General features: G+C 67.7%; 17 protein-coding genes. 14 read left to right on the forward strand and 3 right to left on the reverse strand.

Features of this window, described 5'->3' with window-relative positions; all coding sequences use genetic code 11:
* Positions 1 to 401: 401 nt before the first annotated feature.
* Positions 402 to 845 (forward strand): hypothetical protein, encoded by a 444-nt coding sequence (locus ASF72_RS01255; RefSeq protein WP_056595863.1) that lies wholly within the window; start codon positions 402 to 404, stop codon positions 843 to 845.
* A 117-nt stretch (positions 846 to 962) separates the two neighbouring features.
* Here ASF72_RS01255 and ASF72_RS01260 read toward each other — a convergent pair whose 3' ends face one another.
* Positions 963 to 1,229, reverse strand: coding sequence for a MoaD/ThiS family protein (locus ASF72_RS01260; RefSeq protein WP_050687673.1), 267 nt, complete (start codon positions 1,227 to 1,229; stop codon positions 963 to 965).
* Between the two features lie 5 nt (positions 1,230 to 1,234).
* Positions 1,235 to 2,362: a GTP 3',8-cyclase MoaA gene (gene moaA / locus ASF72_RS01265; RefSeq protein WP_200933604.1), complete on the reverse strand. Its 1,128-nt coding sequence runs from the start codon at positions 2,360 to 2,362 to the stop codon at positions 1,235 to 1,237.
* 298 nt (positions 2,363 to 2,660) lie between these two features.
* On the opposite strand from moaA, the gene ASF72_RS01270 reads away from it, so the two are divergent.
* The 7 genes from ASF72_RS01270 to ASF72_RS01300 all read left to right on the forward strand — a co-directional run bounded on the left by ASF72_RS01270 (position 2,661) and on the right by ASF72_RS01300 (position 8,360).
* Positions 2,661 to 4,202 carry a molybdopterin-dependent oxidoreductase gene (locus tag ASF72_RS01270; RefSeq protein ID WP_056595975.1) on the forward strand — a complete coding sequence of 514 codons (1,542 nt, stop codon included), beginning with the start codon at positions 2,661 to 2,663 and terminating at the stop codon, positions 4,200 to 4,202.
* 23 nt (positions 4,203 to 4,225) lie between these two features.
* The gene (locus ASF72_RS01275; protein WP_056595978.1) at positions 4,226 to 5,467 is read left to right on the forward strand and encodes a molybdopterin molybdotransferase MoeA; all 1,242 of its coding nucleotides are present in this window, start codon (positions 4,226 to 4,228) and stop codon (positions 5,465 to 5,467) included.
* Positions 5,455 to 5,949 (forward strand): cyclic pyranopterin monophosphate synthase MoaC, encoded by a 495-nt coding sequence (gene moaC / locus ASF72_RS01280; RefSeq protein ID WP_056595869.1) that lies wholly within the window; start codon positions 5,455 to 5,457, stop codon positions 5,947 to 5,949. Before ASF72_RS01275 ends, moaC begins: the two co-directional genes overlap by 13 nt.
* A 101-nt stretch (positions 5,950 to 6,050) precedes the next feature.
* Complete coding sequence (locus ASF72_RS01285) at positions 6,051 to 6,530, forward strand: MogA/MoaB family molybdenum cofactor biosynthesis protein (RefSeq protein WP_056595872.1); 480 nt, start codon at positions 6,051 to 6,053, stop codon at positions 6,528 to 6,530.
* Positions 6,520 to 6,999: a molybdenum cofactor biosynthesis protein MoaE gene (locus tag ASF72_RS01290; RefSeq protein WP_056595875.1), complete on the forward strand. Its 480-nt coding sequence runs from the start codon at positions 6,520 to 6,522 to the stop codon at positions 6,997 to 6,999. The genes ASF72_RS01285 and ASF72_RS01290 overlap by 11 nt, the downstream gene beginning before the upstream one ends.
* A gap of 107 nt (positions 7,000 to 7,106) precedes the next feature.
* Entirely contained in the window at positions 7,107 to 7,877 is a 771-nt protein-coding gene (dapB, locus tag ASF72_RS01295) for a 4-hydroxy-tetrahydrodipicolinate reductase (protein WP_056595878.1), read from the forward strand.
* A gap of 3 nt (positions 7,878 to 7,880) precedes the next feature.
* A complete protein-coding gene (locus tag ASF72_RS01300) occupies positions 7,881 to 8,360 on the forward strand; it encodes a hypothetical protein (protein ID WP_056595881.1) in 480 nt (159 codons plus the stop codon).
* Positions 8,361 to 8,508: 148 nt separating this feature from the next.
* On the opposite strand, the gene ASF72_RS01305 is transcribed toward ASF72_RS01300, so the two are convergent.
* A complete protein-coding gene (locus tag ASF72_RS01305; protein ID WP_056595885.1) occupies positions 8,509 to 9,747 on the reverse strand; it encodes a heparan-alpha-glucosaminide N-acetyltransferase domain-containing protein in 1,239 nt (412 codons plus the stop codon).
* Between the two features lie 151 nt (positions 9,748 to 9,898).
* Between ASF72_RS01305 and ASF72_RS01310 the strand changes: the two genes are divergently transcribed.
* From ASF72_RS01310 to ASF72_RS01335, 6 genes are all read left to right on the forward strand, one after another.
* Entirely contained in the window at positions 9,899 to 10,237 is a 339-nt protein-coding gene (locus tag ASF72_RS01310; RefSeq protein ID WP_050687687.1) for a hypothetical protein, read from the forward strand.
* A gap of 166 nt (positions 10,238 to 10,403) precedes the next feature.
* Positions 10,404 to 11,312 (forward strand): 4-hydroxy-tetrahydrodipicolinate synthase, encoded by a 909-nt coding sequence (gene dapA / locus ASF72_RS01315; RefSeq protein WP_050687689.1) that lies wholly within the window; start codon positions 10,404 to 10,406, stop codon positions 11,310 to 11,312.
* A gap of 40 nt (positions 11,313 to 11,352) precedes the next feature.
* Entirely contained in the window at positions 11,353 to 13,044 is a 1,692-nt protein-coding gene (locus tag ASF72_RS01320) for a ribonuclease J (RefSeq protein WP_050687691.1), read from the forward strand.
* A gap of 120 nt (positions 13,045 to 13,164) precedes the next feature.
* Positions 13,165 to 16,074, forward strand: coding sequence for an FtsK/SpoIIIE family DNA translocase (locus ASF72_RS01325; protein ID WP_056595888.1), 2,910 nt, complete (start codon positions 13,165 to 13,167; stop codon positions 16,072 to 16,074).
* A gap of 23 nt (positions 16,075 to 16,097) precedes the next feature.
* Entirely contained in the window at positions 16,098 to 16,742 is a 645-nt protein-coding gene (gene pgsA, locus ASF72_RS01330; protein ID WP_050687698.1) for a CDP-diacylglycerol--glycerol-3-phosphate 3-phosphatidyltransferase, read from the forward strand.
* A complete protein-coding gene (locus ASF72_RS01335) occupies positions 16,739 to 17,224 on the forward strand; it encodes a CinA family protein (protein ID WP_056595890.1) in 486 nt (161 codons plus the stop codon). Before pgsA ends, ASF72_RS01335 begins: the two co-directional genes overlap by 4 nt.

A 17,224-nucleotide genomic window follows, 5' to 3' on the forward strand; every position in this document is an offset into this window, starting at 1 on the left:
CCCGGAACATCGTCCCTGCCGTCCGTGCCTGGAGCTTCGTTGCCGTCCATAACCCCAGCATAGGCAGGGGGTACGACAACCGGATCCGACCCGAAACCGGACGGAGCGGCCCCGCAAACAGCAGCCGGAACGGAGTCCACTGCCGTCCGTGCCTGGAGCCTCTTCACCGTCCATAAAGGCAGCATAAACAGGGGGTGTGACCTTCCGGCTGGGCCCCGAAATAGCCAGGACATCAAGGCCCCGCCCGAAGCCGGCGCCAGTCCCAAGCGGTCTGCGGGACGGACCCTGGCACAATCCCGGAACGGGACCGGAATCCCGTGCTCCCTGACCAAGCCATCCTGACCCTAAGCCAAGGATTGGCAGTCGTCGGGTACAGCCCTTCAGCCAAGGCACGGCTGACAATGCTGCAGCCCGGACCCCCGCCACACCAGGGCGTGCCCGGCGAAGTGCTGAACGTGGCGGCACAACTGCTCGCGTGCGGGGCGGGCGGGGATAGGCAGGCACCGGAAGCCCGGGTCTGCATCGGCTCCGGCAGGTGGCTGCGGGCAACCAGGATGGCTGCGCTCTCCGCCGGCAGCACGTCGCCACTCGCAGTCACAATCCATGGCTGTTCGCCGGCGGCGAGGCTGGACATGTTTGCCCGGTGCTTCGGCCTGACCCGGCCACAAGGGGAACTGCTCGACCTGGCCGCCGCGGGGGCCAGGACTGCTGCCATCGCGGCAGCCCAGGCGGTCAGCCCCTATACGGTCCGGGACCAGATCAAGCAGATCTCCCAGACAGGCGCCGTCCACAGCCGCGCGTCACTGCTGGCACTGGCCATGGGCACAGCGCCCCGGCTCTCCTGAAACACATACCCAAACATCACGCACCACAGGACCAGCAAAGCTTCCGGCAAAGTGTGCAGCCCGGACTCGACCAACCATTTCCACCTCAACCGGTAACGCACAAAAGGACGAAGCGCCCTATCCGCCGGCAAACGGCGGCAGCACGTCAACGGTGTCGTCGGCGCCGACAACCGTGGACCGGTCCCGGACTGCCACCTCGTTCAACAGGAAGCTGGAGCGGGCCAGGATGCGTGGCAGCGGGGGAGTGCCTGCGGGCGGCGCACTCCGTTCCACGGCTTCGATTGCCGCCAGGAGGTCGGCAACGGACGCGCCGGCGGGCAAGGTGAAGGACTCTTCCTCCAGGCCTGCGGCAGCGCGCGCGGCAGCGAAGTATCGTACGTTCATTGCTGTCAGCCCCCGATGGCGCTCATGCTGCGATCCGGTTGGACAAAGTCCGGAGCGTCGAGTCCCACGTGGTCCATGCCGTGGGCTTTGGGTTTGATCCACATGGCATCCTGCCAGCGCCGGGCCAGGGCATCATCGTCAGCCCCGGAGCGCAGCAGGCCCAGCAGGTCGAATTCCTCGCGCGAGAACAGGCAGCTCATGATCTTGCCTTCGGCGGTGATCCGGGTCCGACGGCAATCGGAACAGAACGGCTCCGTGACGGAGGCGATAATTCCCACGGTGCCCACCACCGGTCCGGACTGATCCGCGGTCCCGGGCTCCCGGCGTCGTACTTCAAAGCGTTCCGCCGGTGCGCCGTCACGTGCGCGGCCGTCCGGGCTGAGGACAAAGTCCTTGGAGAGCAGTTCGCGGATCTCCGCCGCTGTGATCATGTTGCGCCGGGTCCAGCCGTGGTCGGCGTCCAGCGGCATCTGTTCGATGAACCGCAGCTCGTACCCGCGCTCCACCGCCCAGGCGAGGAGCGAGGGGGATGCGGCGTCGTTGATGCCGCGCATCAGCACCGCGTTGATCTTGACGGGTCCCAGGCCCGCAGCCCACGCCGCGTCCACGCCCGCCAGCACCTGGTCCAGGAACGGCCGGCGGGTCAGCTGCGTAAAAGTTTCCTCATGCAAAGTATCCAGCGACACGTTGATCCGGGTCAGGCCTGCAGCCTTGAGCGGCGCAGCTTTTTTGGCCAGCCCAACACCGTTGGTGGTCATGGAAATGGGAAGGTCCGGGTGGTTGCGCCGCAGCGCCGAGATGATGTCCACGAGGTCGTGGCGCACCAGCGGTTCGCCGCCGGTCAGCCGCAGTTCGCGGACGCCCAGGTGGTCCACGCCGATCCTGACAATCCGGATGATTTCGTCCGCCGACATCACTGCCTGCTTGGCCAGCCACTCCAGCCCTTCGGCCGGCATGCAATAGGTGCAGCGAAGGTTGCACTTGTCCGTCAGGGACAGCCGCATGTCGGTGGCGCGACGGCCGTAACGGTCAGCGAGTCCCGCCGGGGCGTCTGACGGCCGGGCCGGGGGCACGCCGGGGCCCTCCTGGTCTGTCCCCTCCCGGGGCTGCGGCATGCCTAGCTGGACACTCATGATTTCAGGCTACGCCACCCCGGCAAGGACGCCATACCAGATGACGGACCTGACCGTTTCCAGTGAATCCCCGGATGCCGCCGCCGGGGGCAAATTACCGCCCTATGCTGGGTTTGTGGATATCTCCCGGAACGATCAGGCAACGCACGACGGCGGCGCTGGCGGTGGGCGGGCAGGTGGCAGTTCTTCGCCGTCGGGCCCGGGCGCGGGGCAGGAAAGCGGTCCGCGCACGGCCCGGGAAAATGGCCGGGAACAGGCGCAGGAGTCCACCCAGGCGGCCGCACCCCCAACCGTCCCGGTGTCCCGTTCCCGCTACGCCGCAGCCGCCGGAGTGGTGGCCGTGGGAGCGGCAGTTGTTGTGGGGGAGACGCTCGCCGGGCTGGTGAGCCCATCCCTGTCACCCCTGACCGCTGTCGGCGGCTCGGTGATCGACGCAGTTCCGCCCGGCGTGAAGGAATGGGCGATTTCGCTGTTCGGCACAGCAGACAAAGCGGCACTCCTGGTGGGCATGGCCCTGGTCATTGCGTTGCTGGCCGCCGTTGCCGGTGTGGTGGAGGACCGCCGCCGGTACGCCGGCGTGGCGATCGCAGGGATCTTCGGCCTCGCCGGCGTCGCTGCCGTCCTCACCCGGGCGCAGCTGACGCCCGTCGCCCTGGCCATGCCCGTGGTCACTGCGGTGGTTGCCGGTTTCCTGCTGAGCTTCCTCATCCGCAGGCTCCAGGCCTGGCTAGGGGCAAAGGAACCGGGAACTACGTCCGGCACTGTTGCCGCCAACCGCCGCCGCTTCCTGCAGGTGCTCGGTGGCGGCGCCGTGGCCACCGCCGTGGGCGGGACGCTGGCGGGGATCTGGCGGGACGCCGCGGACGGGGTCCGCGAAGCCAGGGCCCGCATCAGCCTCCCGTCACCCGCGGCCCCGGCACCGGCCATCCCCGCAGGAGCGGAGACAGGCCTGGCCGGCATGCAGCCGCTCGTTACGCCCAACGATGATTTCTACCGCATCGACACCGCACTCGCCGTACCCACCATCAACCCCGATACGTGGACGCTGAAGGTCACCGGATTGGTGGACCGCAACGTGGAGCTCAGCTTCGCGGACCTGATGGCCAAGCCCCTGACCGAACGCCACGTCACCATCGCCTGCGTGTCCAACAACGTAGGTGGCGACCTGATCGGCAACGCCCGCTGGCTGGGCTGGCCCATCCGGGAACTCCTCGCCCTGGCCGGGCCGCAGGCCGGTGCTGACATGGTGCTCTCCCGCAGCGCTGATGGCTGGACCGCCGGCACACCCCTCGAAGCCCTCACCGACAACCGGGATGCCTTGCTCGCGGTGGGTATGAACGGCGAGCCGCTGCCCGTGGAACACGGCTTTCCCGTCCGGATGATCGTCCCGGGCCTCTACGGCTACGTCTCCGCGACCAAATGGGTGACGGAACTGAAGCTGACGCGCTTCGCCGATGACGAGGGCTACTGGACGCCCCGCGGCTGGTCCGAACGCGGACCCATCAAGATCTCCTCCCGGATCGATGTCCCCCGCAGCAACGCGTCCGTCGCTGCAGGCACAGTCATGGTGGGCGGGGTGGCCTGGGCCCAGCACACCGGCATCGGCAAAGTGGAAGTACGGATCAACCGCGGGCCGTGGCAGGAAGCCGGCCTGGCCCCCGGGATCTCCGTGGACACCTGGTACCAGTGGCAGCTCGGGGTGGACCTCACGCCCGGCCAGTACGAACTCCAGGTCCGGGCCACGGATCTCAACGGCAGGGCGCAGGACGAGGCAGGCAGGCCCGTCGCGCCGGACGGAGCCACGGGTTTCCATACGGTTAGAGTTGACGTGAAATCCTGATGGCCGCAACCGAAGGCGCACCCATGACCAGCCAGCACTCCGCCGGCCATTCCCACCACGGCGCACGTTCCGTCGCCGCGCACACGGCTGCAGTGCGGCAACTGTTGACTGCACTCAGCTCCGACGGACGGACGGAAGTCCTTCCGCTGGTGCAGGCCCTGGGCCGTGCCCTGGTTGACGGGGTGATCGCCCCCGTCAGCCTGCCGCCCTTCGCCAATTCGCAGATGGACGGATACGCGGTGCGGTCCGCTGACGTGTCCGACGGCGGCGCGGAGCTCCGCATAGCCGCTCCCGTTCCAGCGGGGCAAAGTCCGCAGCCGCTGGCACCGGGAACGGCGGCACCCATCATGACCGGCGCTCCGATCCCGGCAGGTGCCGACGCCGTAGTACAGATCGAACGCGCCGTTCCGGACCGTTTCCTGGCGCCGGGTGGGAAGGGGACCGTCCAGCTGCCGGCCGTGGCGCCGGGGACCTTTGTCCGGGCCACGGGCAGCGATGTGGCTGCCGGTCAGCAGGTACTGGCGGCGGGGACCTTCCTTGGCCCCGCGCAGTTGGGGCTCCTGGCAGCCCTGGGCCTCCCGGAGGCCACCGTGCACAGCAAAGTCACTGTGCTCCTGGTGACCACCGGCGACGAGGTAGTGGAACCGGGCAAACCCCTGGCGCCAGGGCGGATCTACGACGCCAACGGCACCCTCCTTGAAGCCGCCATGACGCAGGCGGGCCTGCGGGTGCTGCGTGCCGGCATCGCCACGGACAACCCGGTTCACTTCCGGGAACTGCTGCGCACCGAAGGCGCCGCAGCGGACCTGATCGTCACCACCGGCGGTGTCAGCAAGGGTGCCTACGAGGTGGTGCGGCAGGCCATGGCGGACGAACCCGTGGAGTTCCTGCACGTGGCCATGCAACCGGGCGGGCCCCAGGGCATCGGCACCTTCGACGGCATCCCGTTCCTTGGCTTTCCGGGAAACCCGGTCAGCGCCCTGGTGTCCTTTGAGATGTTCCTCCGCCCGGCGCTTTCGGCACTGTTCGGCTCACCCGCCGTCAGGCTGCCGCTCCGGGCCAGGCTGGGCCACAGCCTGTCCTCGCCGGCAAACAAGCACCAGGTCCGCCGCGGCAGCCTCGCCCCGGACGGCACGGTCCGGCTGGAGGGTGGCGAAAGCTCGCACCTCCTGCACGCCCTGGCAGGCTCCAACGTCCTGGTACACGTCCCGGAGGGCGTCTCCGCGCTCGGCGCAGGGGAAGAGGTGGAAGTATGGATGCTGTGAATCCTGAACCGATCCCTGCCGCCCTGACGCACCTGCGTACCGATGGCAGCGCCCAGATGGTGGATGTCTCCGCCAAGGCCGAGACCACCCGCGAGGCCACCGCCACCGCCACCGTGCAGACCACCGCCGAAGTAATGGGCCTGCTCGGCTCCGGAGGACTGCCCAAGGGCGATGCGCTCGCCGTCGCCCGTGTGGCCGGCATTATGGCCGCCAAAAAGACCCCCGAGCTCATCCCGTTGTGCCACCCCTTGCCGCTGGCGAAGGTCACCGTTGACTTTGAACTGGAAGCAGCGGCCGTCACCGTGAACGCCACCGTTAAGACCCGAGGCGTCACCGGGGTGGAGATGGAAGCACTCACCGCGGTAAGTGTCGCGGCCCTCAGCGTGTACGACATGATCAAGGCCGTGGACAAACACGCGGTCCTGACGGACATCAAGGTCCTCGCGAAAAGCGGCGGCAAGAGCGGAGACTGGACCCTGTGAGCATAACGCCCCATGAAGTGAACAGTACGGATACTACCAGGGTCCCTGGCGGGGATACCGCGCGCCCTGCCGTTCCGGCGGAACCGCACACCCACGGTGAGGTGCAGGGCCGCAAAGCCGGTGTGGTGATCGCCTCCACGCGGGCCGCCGCCGGAATCTACACCGACGAAACCGGCCCCGTGATCACCGACTGGCTGACCGAACACGGCTTTGAGGTGTTTCCCGCCATGGTGGTTCCCGACGGCGAGCCCGTGGGCGCAGCCATCCGCGCCCTGCTGACCCAGCACCCCGCCGTCGTGATTACCAGCGGCGGCACGGGCCTCAGCCCGGACGACCGCACCCCTGACGTCACCCTGCCCCTCCTGGACCGGGAAATCCCGGGCATTATGGAGGCCATCCGGCGCGCCGGAACGGAAAAGACCCCGCTTGCAGCGCTCAGCCGCGGGCACGCAGGTGCGTCCGGCAGCACCTTCATCGTCAACCTGCCGGGCTCGCCCAAGGGGGTCATGGACGGCCTGCACGTCCTGGATCCCGTGCTGGGTCACCTCTGCGACCAACTGGACGGCGGACATGGCCACTGAATCAACCTTCGAGGTGGTCTCCGCGGTCCTGAGCGCCGACCCCATTTCCGTGGACCACGCCATCGCGGCCGTGGAAAGCGACACCGCCGGCGCCGTGGTCAGCTTCTCCGGCGTGGTCCGCAACCACGACGGCGGCAAGCCCGTGGACCGGCTCAGCTACAGCGCGCACCCCACCGCGCACCAGGTGATGGCCGACGTCGTTGCCCGCCTTGTGGCGGAGCAGTCGGCCGCCGCTGGGGGAGCGGAAACCGGCGCGCCCGCCCAACCGGTCAGGATCTGGGCCGCGCACCGGATCGGTACGCTGGAAATCGGCGACCCCGCCCTGGTCTGCGCCGTCTCCGCCGCCCACCGCGGCCAGGCTTTCGCGGTCTGCTCGGAACTGGTGGACCGGATCAAGGACCAGGTGCCCATCTGGAAGGAACAGTTCTTCTCCGACGGCACCGTGGAATGGGTGGGCGCCGGCAGCTGACCGGCGCCACGGAGAGGCTTCCCGGACCGCCGCTCACTGCTGTTCCTGCGAGGTAACGCACACCGCCCGGTTCCAGCGCGCGCCGGGCCCACCGGTAGGGTTAACCCATGACCCAAAAACACCCCGATCCCAAGCTGGTGGCCGTGCTGGGCGCCAATGGCCGTATGGGCGCCGAAGCCGTAAAAGCCATCAACGCAGCAGCGGACATGGAGCTTGTCGCGGCACTGGGCCGCGGCGATTCCCTGGACCGGGTTGCCGCCGCAGGCGCGCAGTATGTGGTGGACCTGACGGTTCCCGAAAGCACCGAGGAGAACGTCCGCTTCGCCGTGGAGCACAACATGCACGCTGTGGTGGGCACCACGGGCTGGGATGCCCACCGGCTCTCCGCCCTGGAGGCCCTGCTGGCGGAGCATCCGGAAACCGGGGTGCTGATTGCGCCCAACTTTGCCCTGGGCTCTGTGCTTGCGTCCGCGTTCGCGGCCAAGGCTTCCCGTTACTTTGAATCGGTGGAGATCATCGAGCTGCACCACCCGGACAAGGTGGATGCCCCGTCCGGTACCGCCGTGCGCACCGCCCAGCTGATCGCGGCCGAGCGCAGTGCCGCGAAGGTGCCGGCCAGCCCCGACGCCACCACCAGCGAACTTGCCGGCGCCCGCGGCTGCGACGTCGACGGGGTCCGCGTGCACAGCGTCCGCCTCCGCGGCCTGGTGGCGCACCAGGAAGTCTTGCTGGGCGGACCCGGTGAGCAGTTCACCCTCCGGCACGACTCCTTCGACCGGGCGTCCTTTATGCCCGGCGTCCTGCTGGGTGTCCGCAGCGTTGCGGACCACCCCGGCCTGACCGTGGGCCTGGACGGCTACCTGGATCTGGGGCTGTAGGCAGTGAAGGCGTTTTTTGCGGGATTCCGAAAGAACCGCACCAAAATCTGGGTTGGCGCGGTTACGCTGCTGCTGGTGTTCTACCTTGTGGTGTCGTTCCAGCGCTCCATCCTGCTGCTGGCGGACAACAACCTGGCGGCCAAGGCGATCGGTGCCGCCTACCTGGTGCTCCCCGTCATTGGCGCCTGGGCCATGATCCGTGAGCTGATGTTTGGTGCCCGCACCGAGCAGATGGCCAATGTCCTCGCCGCCGAGGGTGGCCTGCCCGTGGACGACCTGCCCCGCACACCTGCGGGCCGGATCATCAGGTCCGCCGCTGATGCCGAATTCGAAAAATACAAAGCCGAAGCCGAGGCTGCCCCCGGTGACTGGCGTTCCTGGTTCAGGCTCAGCTGCGCCTATGACGCCGCGGGCGACCGGAAACGTGCCCGCGCCTCGATGCGTGATGCCGTCAAGCTGTTCCAGGGCAAAGTCCCCGCCTGACAGGGTGGTGTGCGCTGACCCGGTGCGGCGCACTGAGGGGTGCCACACGCTTAGCCGGTGCGGTGCGGCCGGTTGCCCTGGAGTTCGTCCCGGGAATTCCCAGGGGTGCGTTCGGGCATGGCAGCCGGCCTGGGTCAGCCGGCCTGGGTCAGCCGGCCTGGCTGCCCCGGCCGGCCCGGTTCGCCGCGTGGCCCAGCAGCTCCAGTGGGCCCCGCCATTTAAGGAGCGCGAACAGCACTCCCACGGCAACGGCAGCGCCCGCCTGAGCGAAGTACATGCCCTCCTCCGTCCACCCCGCAGGGAGCGGCTTGAGGTAGAGGGCGGAGACCACCCATACGTGGAGGGTATAGAGCGTCAGCGTCATGGCGCCGGCGCCGCGCAACGGCAGCAGCAGGTCAAGGTCCACCCATTCGGCCAGCCTGCCCAGCAGCAGGCAAGCACCGATCACAGCCGCGGCCACGGCGGACGTGTGCAACAGGTCCAGGGTGGTCCCTGAATGCGGTGCTGCCGACGCCAGCCACCACCAGGACCCCTCCTGGGGTATCCCCGTGAGGTTGACCTGCAGGATGCTCTTCAGCGGATAGCCGGGCGCGTTCAGCAGGTCCTCCAGTGCTGCCCTGCCGCCCCAGTTCTCCATGGCCGTAACTCCAAGGGTTTTCGCCAGGACCGCGGTGACGGTTCCGCCCACCAGGAGCAGGACGGGAACCTGGGCCTTGCTGAGCGCCAGCCGGCCGATCACCAGGCCCACCAACAGGTACGACAACCATTGGAAGACGGGGTAGTAACCCGTGAAAAACAGGTCAGCGAGAAGCCGCGCCGGGGTCCCCAGATCCTCCCAGGAAGGGTTGTGTCCCAGTTTCAGCGGGGGAGTACCCGCCAGCAGCCAGGGCCGAAGCAGGTACGCCAGGACCGGTGAGGCGAGGAGCCAGCCTGCCGCCCAGGCGCACAAGGGCTTTAATCCCAACCCCATGAAGGGCAGGACGCACAGGAACAGCAACGCGTAATGGACCAGGATGATGGCCAGGTTCACTTCCAGCCCGCCCAGGGTGAGCCCGACGGCGGCAATCACCAGGGCGCGCAGTGCCACACCCCGCCGGGCTGCCCACAGCGGCGACCCGGCCAGGGGCTGGTGCTTTCCGGTGGACAGGGCGAGGCCCACACCGGCAAGGACAGCAAACAGGGCTGCTGCCCGGCCGGAAAAGGCCAGGCCAATCCAGGTGGGGGTCAGGTTGGCGTTCTGTTCAAACGTGGCCAGCAGGTGGGTGGCCATCATGCCCAGCAGGGCCAGGCCCCGGGCAGCGTCGATGCCGTAAAGCCGTCCTGTCGCTGGCCGGCCGGTGGGCTTTCCGGTCTTCCCGGTCGATCGGGCCTGACGGCTGGAAGTCATGACCAGATCGTCTCATACCGGGCCATGAAGGGCTGCGGCCCCGCAGCGCTCAAGCCACAAGGCCCAGGTCCCGGGCGGATTATCCAGCGGCCCATTCCATCCCGGGTGCGCACCCTTGAATTCGAATATATGTTCGAATAGACTGACCCGCATGCACACTCCACCACACCGGGTCCCTGCCCCCGAAACCGGCAGTACGGGGCTTATGAAAGCCATGAGTCCGGGCACCGTCGACTACCTTTTCCGGCAGCTCGTAGCCGGCAGGCCGGCCGAGGACGTCCAATGGGCCAACGAGGGCATCAGCCTCACCGCACAGCCGGAGGGTGCTGAGCTCGCGCGCCGGCTGGCCGAGACGGACCTTGACGCCCTCACTCCGCTGGAGCTCTTCAATTACGTCAGGGCCGCCCAGCGGCTGGCCGACTGGGCCGAAAACCTTCGGCAGGCAGCCGTTGGAAGATACTGCCACGCGCCGGAGCAACGGCCGGCCTGAGCCTCCCACGCCCGTCCGCAGAGCGGCTTCCCGGGGCAGGCGGCCACCCGCCAGCACCGCAAAGCGGCTTCGGAAGCCCCATCATGACTTATGAAGCCGGTTGTTTGACGTTCATCACGCCCGTGGCATTGTCCTAACCAGCATGGGACAGGGTAACGTTTTTTCCATGTCTGACTTTTCCGCGCACACCCCTGCCCTTGGTTCACTCCTGACTGCCATGGTTACTCCGTTCACCAAGGACGGCGCAGTGGACTACGAGCAGGCAAAAGCGCTCGCCACCAAGCTTGTGGATGACGGCTGCGACGGCCTGGTGGTCACCGGAACCACCGGCGAAACCTCCACCCTCACGGATGCGGAAAACCTCGGCATGTTCCGTGCCGTCAAGGAAGCTGTGGGGGACCGGGCCGCCATCATCGCCGGTACCGGCACCAACGACACGGCACACTCGGTTCACCTCTCCCAGGAAGCCGCAGCCCTCGGCGTCGACGGCCTGCTCCTGGTGACCCCTTACTACAACAAGCCCAGCCAGGCCGGCATCAGGGCGCATTTCGAGGCCGTCGCCAACGCCGTCGACGTTCCCGTGATGCTCTACGACATTCCGGGCCGCTCCTCCATCGCCATCGAACCGGACACCATGATCCGCCTGGCGCAGCACCACAACATCGTCGCCGTCAAGGACGCCAAGGCCGACTTCGTCGCCGCCGCACGCGTGATGGCCGAAACCGACCTCGCGTTCTACTCGGGCGACGACGGACTGACGCTGCCTTGGATGGCCCTCGGCGCCGTCGGCCTCGTCGGTGTCACCACGCACGTGGCCACCCGCCGGTTCCGCGAACTCATCAACGCCGTCAACGCCAACGACCTCGGCACCGCCCGGAAGATCAACGCCGAACTGCTGCCCGTGGTCCGCGCCACCATGACCCGGGTCCAGGGCGCCGTCGCAGCGAAACAGATTCTTAAATGGCAGGGAGTCCTGCCCAACTCGATTGTCCGTTTGCCCCTCGTGGAGCCGGACGAAGCCGAGATCGAAACCATCCGCGGGGATTTGGCGGAAGCGGGGCTGGTCTTCTCCTGAAAACGCTGACCCGCACCTTCCGCCTGGAAAGAAGTGCACTATGACCCAAGTCGCCCTCACCGGCCTCGTTACTCCTCCCCGCCTGCCCCAGGGCACGCTGCGGATCGTCCCCCTGGGCGGGCTCGGGGAGATCGGCCGGAACATGGCCGTGTTCGAAATCGACGGCAAGCTGCTGATCGTGGACTGCGGTGTCCTCTTCCCTGAGGAAACCCAGCCCGGCGTGGACCTGATCCTGCCCGATTTCTCCTACATCGAGGACCGCCTCGACGACATCGTCGCCGTGGTCCTCACGCACGGCCACGAAGACCACATCGGCGCCGTTCCGTACCTGCTCCGGCTGCGCGCCGACATCCCGCTGGTGGGCTCGCAGCTCACGCTTGCCCTCATCGAGGCCAAGCTGCAGGAACACCGCATCCGGCCCTACACCTTGACCGTCGAGGAAGGGCAAGTGGAGAAGTTCGGTCCGTTCGAATGCGAATTCGTCGCCGTCAACCACTCAATCCCGGACGCCTTGGCCGTCTTCATCCGCACCGCAGGCGGCACCGTCCTGCACACGGGCGACTTCAAGATGGACCAGCTGCCCCTGGACGGCCGCATCACCGACCTCCGGCACTTTGCCAAGCTCGGCGAAGAGGGCGTTGACCTGTTTATGTCGGACTCCACCAACGCCGACGTCCCCGGCTTCACCACCGCGGAAAAGGAAATCGGCCCCACGCTGGAACGGCTGTTCGGCCAGGCCAGCAAGCGGATCATCGTCGCCTCGTTCTCCTCGCACGTGCACCGCGTCCAGCAGGTCCTTGACGCCGCGGCCAAGCACAACCGGAAGGTGGCCTTTGTGGGCCGCTCCATGGTGCGCAACATGGCCATCGCGGAGAAGCTTGGCTACCTTGACGTCCCTTCAGGCCTGATTGTGGACATCAAGAACATCGATAACCTGCCGGACAACCGCGTGGTCCTGATGTCCACCGGCTCGCAGGGCGAGCCCATGGCGGCGCTGTCCCGCATGGCCAACGGTGACCACAGGGTGGTGGTGGGTGACGGCGACACCGTCATCCTGGCCTCCAGCCTCATCCCCGGCAACGAAAACGCCGTCTTCCGGATCATCAACGGCCTGCTGAAGCTCGGCGCCGACGTGATCCACAAGGGCAATGCGAAGGTTCACGTCTCCGGCCACGCCGCCGCGGGCGAACTGCTGTACTGCTACAACATCCTCGAGCCGCTGAACGCCATGCCGGTCCACGGCGAAACCCGCCATCTGATGGCCAATGGCAAGATCGCCATCGAATCCGGCGTTCCCGAGGCCAGCGTGATCCTCGCCGACAACGGCACCGTCATCGACCTCAAGGACCACCGCGCAGACGTGGTGGGCCAGGTCGAGGTCGGTTTTGTCTACGTCGACGGTTCCAGCGTGGGTGAAGTCACGGAAGCGGACCTCAAGGATCGCCAGACCTTGGGCGACGAAGGATTCATTTCCATCATCACCGTGATCAACCGGACCACCGGCAAGGTGGTCTCCGGCCCCGAAATCCACGCCCGCGGCGTGGCCGAAGATGATTCAGTCTTCGATGAGATCATTCCCAAGATCAACGCCGCCCTGGAAGAGGCAGTGCTGAACCGCACCGACCACACCAGCCACCAGCTGCAGCAGGTGGTCCGCCGGGTGGTGGGCACGTGGGTCAACCGCAAGCTCCGCCGCAAGCCGATGATCATCCCCGTGGTGCTCGAAGCGTAGGGCGCCTTACCCCCGCCAGGAAGGCCCGGTTCTTCGGAACCGGGCCTTCCTGCGTGGAACCGCACCCTGAAGGGCCCGAAATCCGCGGAATACCGGCCCGGTTCGGGTACCGTGGCTACCATGGCCACACGTACTACTTCCGCGCCCAACGGGACCGGCAAGGGCAGCTCCGGCAACAAATCCGGCGGCTCCACGGGCCGCGGTTCCGGCGCGGCTGCCGCCCGGACCGGCCGGGCTGCCGGCTCCGCTGGTTTCCAGCGCACCCGCCAGCTTCCCGTCGTCGAGCACCACCAGCCCTGGCTGCTGCGGGTGGTGGGTGGTGCCTGGCTGGGCATCGGGCACCTGGTGGGCGGCGGCGTACGCCGGATCGGCCACGACGTCAGCGACCTCCCCGCGGAGGAACGCCGCGACGGCGCAGCCCTGTTCAACCTGGCCCTTGGCGTCTTCATCGCCACCTTCGCCTGGTGGGGCCTCACCGGCTGGTTCCCCGACGCCGTCTACGCCGTTGTCAACGGCACCTTCGGCTGGATGTCACTGCTGCTGCCGCTGATGCTCTTTGTGTGCGCTTTCCGGCTGTTCCGTAGTCCGTCCGACGGGCGCGGCAACAACCGGGTGGGCATCGGCTTCCTGATCATGACCTTCGCCGGCAGCGGCCTGGCCCACGTCATCGGCGGCCAGCCCACCGTGGCGCAGGGCTTCGACGGACTCCGGCAGGCCGGCGGCATGCTCGGCTTCCTGGCCGCGACTCCCCTGGCTGCCATTCACCCCGCCGTGCCCCTGGTGGCCTATGGCGTGGTGGCCTTCGTGTCGCTGCTCATCATCACCGCCACCCCCTTCGGCGCGATCCCGCGGCGGCTCCGCGGCGGCTACGAGCACCTGATGGGCATCGACCTGATGGAACAGGACGGGGACAGCGACACCCACGACCGCAGCTACCTGGAGCGCCCGGCACCGGCGGCACCCAAAAAGAAGAAGCGCCGCCTCTTCGGCAGGGACGACGACGGCGATACAGGTTTGGAGGGCTACGTCGGGGACGAGGCCTTCGAGCATGCAGTGATCGATGACGACGCTGAAGCACCGAAGAAGGGCCGCCCGGCCCCGGGCGTCCGCCGTCCCACCCAGGCGGAAATCGCCGTCGAGAAGATCAAGGCGGCCCAGGGCCTGGGCAGCGCCGCCGCGCCGGCCGGGAACGCCACGGAGTCCATCCCGCTGATCACGCCCGGCATGGCCGCAGCCGGCCTGGCAGCCTCCGCGGCGCCCGCCGCAGCCCCGCACGTTCCGGCCAAGCCGGTCACGCCCGCGCCGCCGCCCACCCCCATCCCGCAGCGCACCGAGCAGCTGTCCCTGGCCGGCGACGTTACCTACACCCTGCCGTCGTCGGACGTCCTGACCCCCGGGTCCATCCCCAAGGAACGCACCGAAGCCAACGACGCCATTGTTGCCTCCCTCACGGAAACCCTGACCCAGTTTAATGTCGAGGCCCAGGTCACCGGGTTCAGCCGCGGCCCAACCGTGACCCGGTACGAGATTGAACTTTCGCCGGGCACCAAGGTGGAGCGGGTTACGGCCCTGTCCAAAAACATCTCCTACGCCGTTGCCTCCAGCGATGTGCGCATCCTGAGCCCCATCCCGGGAAAGTCCGCCATCGGGATCGAAATCCCCAACACGGACCGCGAGACGGTCTCGCTCGGCGACGTGCTCCGCAGCCAGAACGCCCGCCGCACCGACCACCCCATGGTGATGGGTGTGGGCAAGGACGTTGAGGGCGGCTACGTGGTGGCCAACCTCGCCAAAATGCCCCACCTGCTGGTGGCCGGTGCCACCGGTGCCGGTAAGTCCTCATTTGTGAACTCGATGATCACCTCCATCCTCATGCGGGCCACCCCGGACGAGGTGCGGATGGTTATGGTGGACCCCAAGCGTGTGGAGCTCACCGCCTATGAAGGTGTCCCGCACCTGATCACCCCCATCATCACCAACCCCAAAAAGGCCGCCGAGGCGCTGCAGTGGGTGGTCCGGGAAATGGATGCCCGCTACGATGACTTGGCCAACTACGGTTTCAAGCACATCGACGACTTCAACAAGGCCGTCCGCGCCGGCAAAGTCCAGCCGCCCGTCGATTCCAAGCGGGTCATCCGGCCGTACCCGTACCTGCTGGTGATCGTGGATGAGCTCGCCGACCTCATGATGGTGGCCCCGCGCGATGTTGAGGATTCCATTGTCCGCATCACCCAGTTGGCCCGCGCCGCCGGCATCCACCTGGTGCTCGCCACCCAGCGGCCGTCCGTGGATGTTGTCACCGGCCTGATCAAGGCCAACGTGCCCTCCCGCATGGCCTTCGCCACGTCCTCCGTGACGGACTCCCGCGTGGTCCTTGACCAGCCCGGCGCCGAGAAGCTGATTGGCCAGGGTGACGCGCTGTTCCTGCCCATGGGCGCCTCCAAGGCCATGCGTGTCCAGGGCGCCTGGGTCACCGAATCGGAAATCCACAAGGTGGTGGAACACGTCAAGGGCCAGCTGAAGGCCGTCTACCGCGACGATGTGGCCCCCGAGGCGCAGAAGAAGCAGATCGACGACGACATCGGGGACGACCTCGAGGTCCTGCTGCAGGCCACCGAACTGGTGGTCACCACCCAGTTCGGCTCCACCTCCATGCTCCAGCGGAAACTGCGTGTGGGCTTCGCGAAGGCGGGCCGGCTGATGGACCTGCTGGAGTCCAGGGGAGTGGTGGGTCCCTCCGAGGGCTCCAAGGCCCGCGACGTCCTGGTCAAGCCGGACGATCTTGCCCCCGTCCTCGCCGCGATGAAGGGCCAGGACGCACCCGCCGTACCTGACGCCCAGACTGCGGCGCTGAGCGATAACGCCAACGCCAACGTCGCCCAGGGCGGCTACGCCGAGGACCTGGTGGCCGCGGATCTGGACCAGCGCAAGCAGAACGTGGAATATTACGACGGCTCGGATTCGGCCCCGGGAGGCTACGGAGATGACGAGGAAGGCTCCGAGGACGCCTGGTCGCTGACCGGACGCTAGGCGCTGGCAGGTAGCCTAGGAGGGTGACTAGCACCGATGCAACCGCCGCCGGCTCCAGCCGTGCCGGGGTCTGGAACCTGCCCAACATCCTGACCATGATCCGCATCGCCCTGGTGCCCTTCTTTGTCTGGTTCCTGCTTGCCGACGCGCCTGGCCTGGAAAGCACCTCCGGGCCGTGGCGCTGGGCGGCAGTGGCCGTGTTCGCCGTCGCGATCTACACGGACAAGCTCGACGGCGACATCGCCAGGAGCCGGAACCTCATCACCGACTTCGGCAAAATCGCCGACCCCATCGCCGACAAGATGCTTATTGGGTCCGCGCTGGTGATGCTTTCCGTCCTTGGTGAGCTGCCCTGGTGGGTCACCGTGGTGATCCTGGTCCGTGAATGGGGGATCACGGCGCTGCGCTTCGTGGTGATCCGCTACGGCGTGATCCCAGCCTCCCGCGGCGGGAAGCTGAAAACGGTGGTCCAGACGCTGGCCATCTTCCTGTACCTGCTGCCGCTCGCCGCCATTGCCGGCTGGCTGACCTGGGTGGCGCTGGCCGTGATGCTGGCGGCCGTGGCCATCACGGTCTGGACCGGCGTCGAATACGTCGTTGAAGCACTGCGCCTCCGGACCAAAGGCAAACTGCAGGCCAAAACCGGCAACGGTCCGGCAGCACCATGAGCAGCCTGCACCTGCTGGCCGGGCAGGCGGTTGCGGCGGCGCTCGACGCCGGAACCACCGTGGCAACGGCCGAATCCCTGACCGCGGGGATGGTCTCCGCCATCCTGGCCGACACCCCCGGCGCATCAGGCATGCTGCAAGGCGGGGTGGTGGCGTACCGGAACTCGGTGAAGGAAGAGGTCCTGCACGTCTCCGGCAGCCTCCTGGCCAGCGCCGGATCCGTGGACGCGGACGTCGCCGCCGCCATGGCGGCAGGCGCCCGGACCGTCCTCGGCGCCGGCATCGGCGTGTCCACCACTGGCGTGGCGGGCCCCGAACCGCACGACGGCAAACCCGTGGGAACCGTTTACATCGGTGTCGCCACCGCGGCCGGCGCTGAAGCGTTTGGTTACTCGTTCGCCGGGAGCCGGGCGGAAATCCGCGGCCAGGCGTGCGCTGCCGCCCTCGAACGGTTGCTGGCTGCGCTGGCCGCCCAGGCGTAA

Source organism: Arthrobacter sp. Leaf141 (genome assembly GCF_001424565.1).
Classification (GTDB): Bacteria; Actinomycetota; Actinomycetes; order Actinomycetales; family Micrococcaceae; genus Arthrobacter.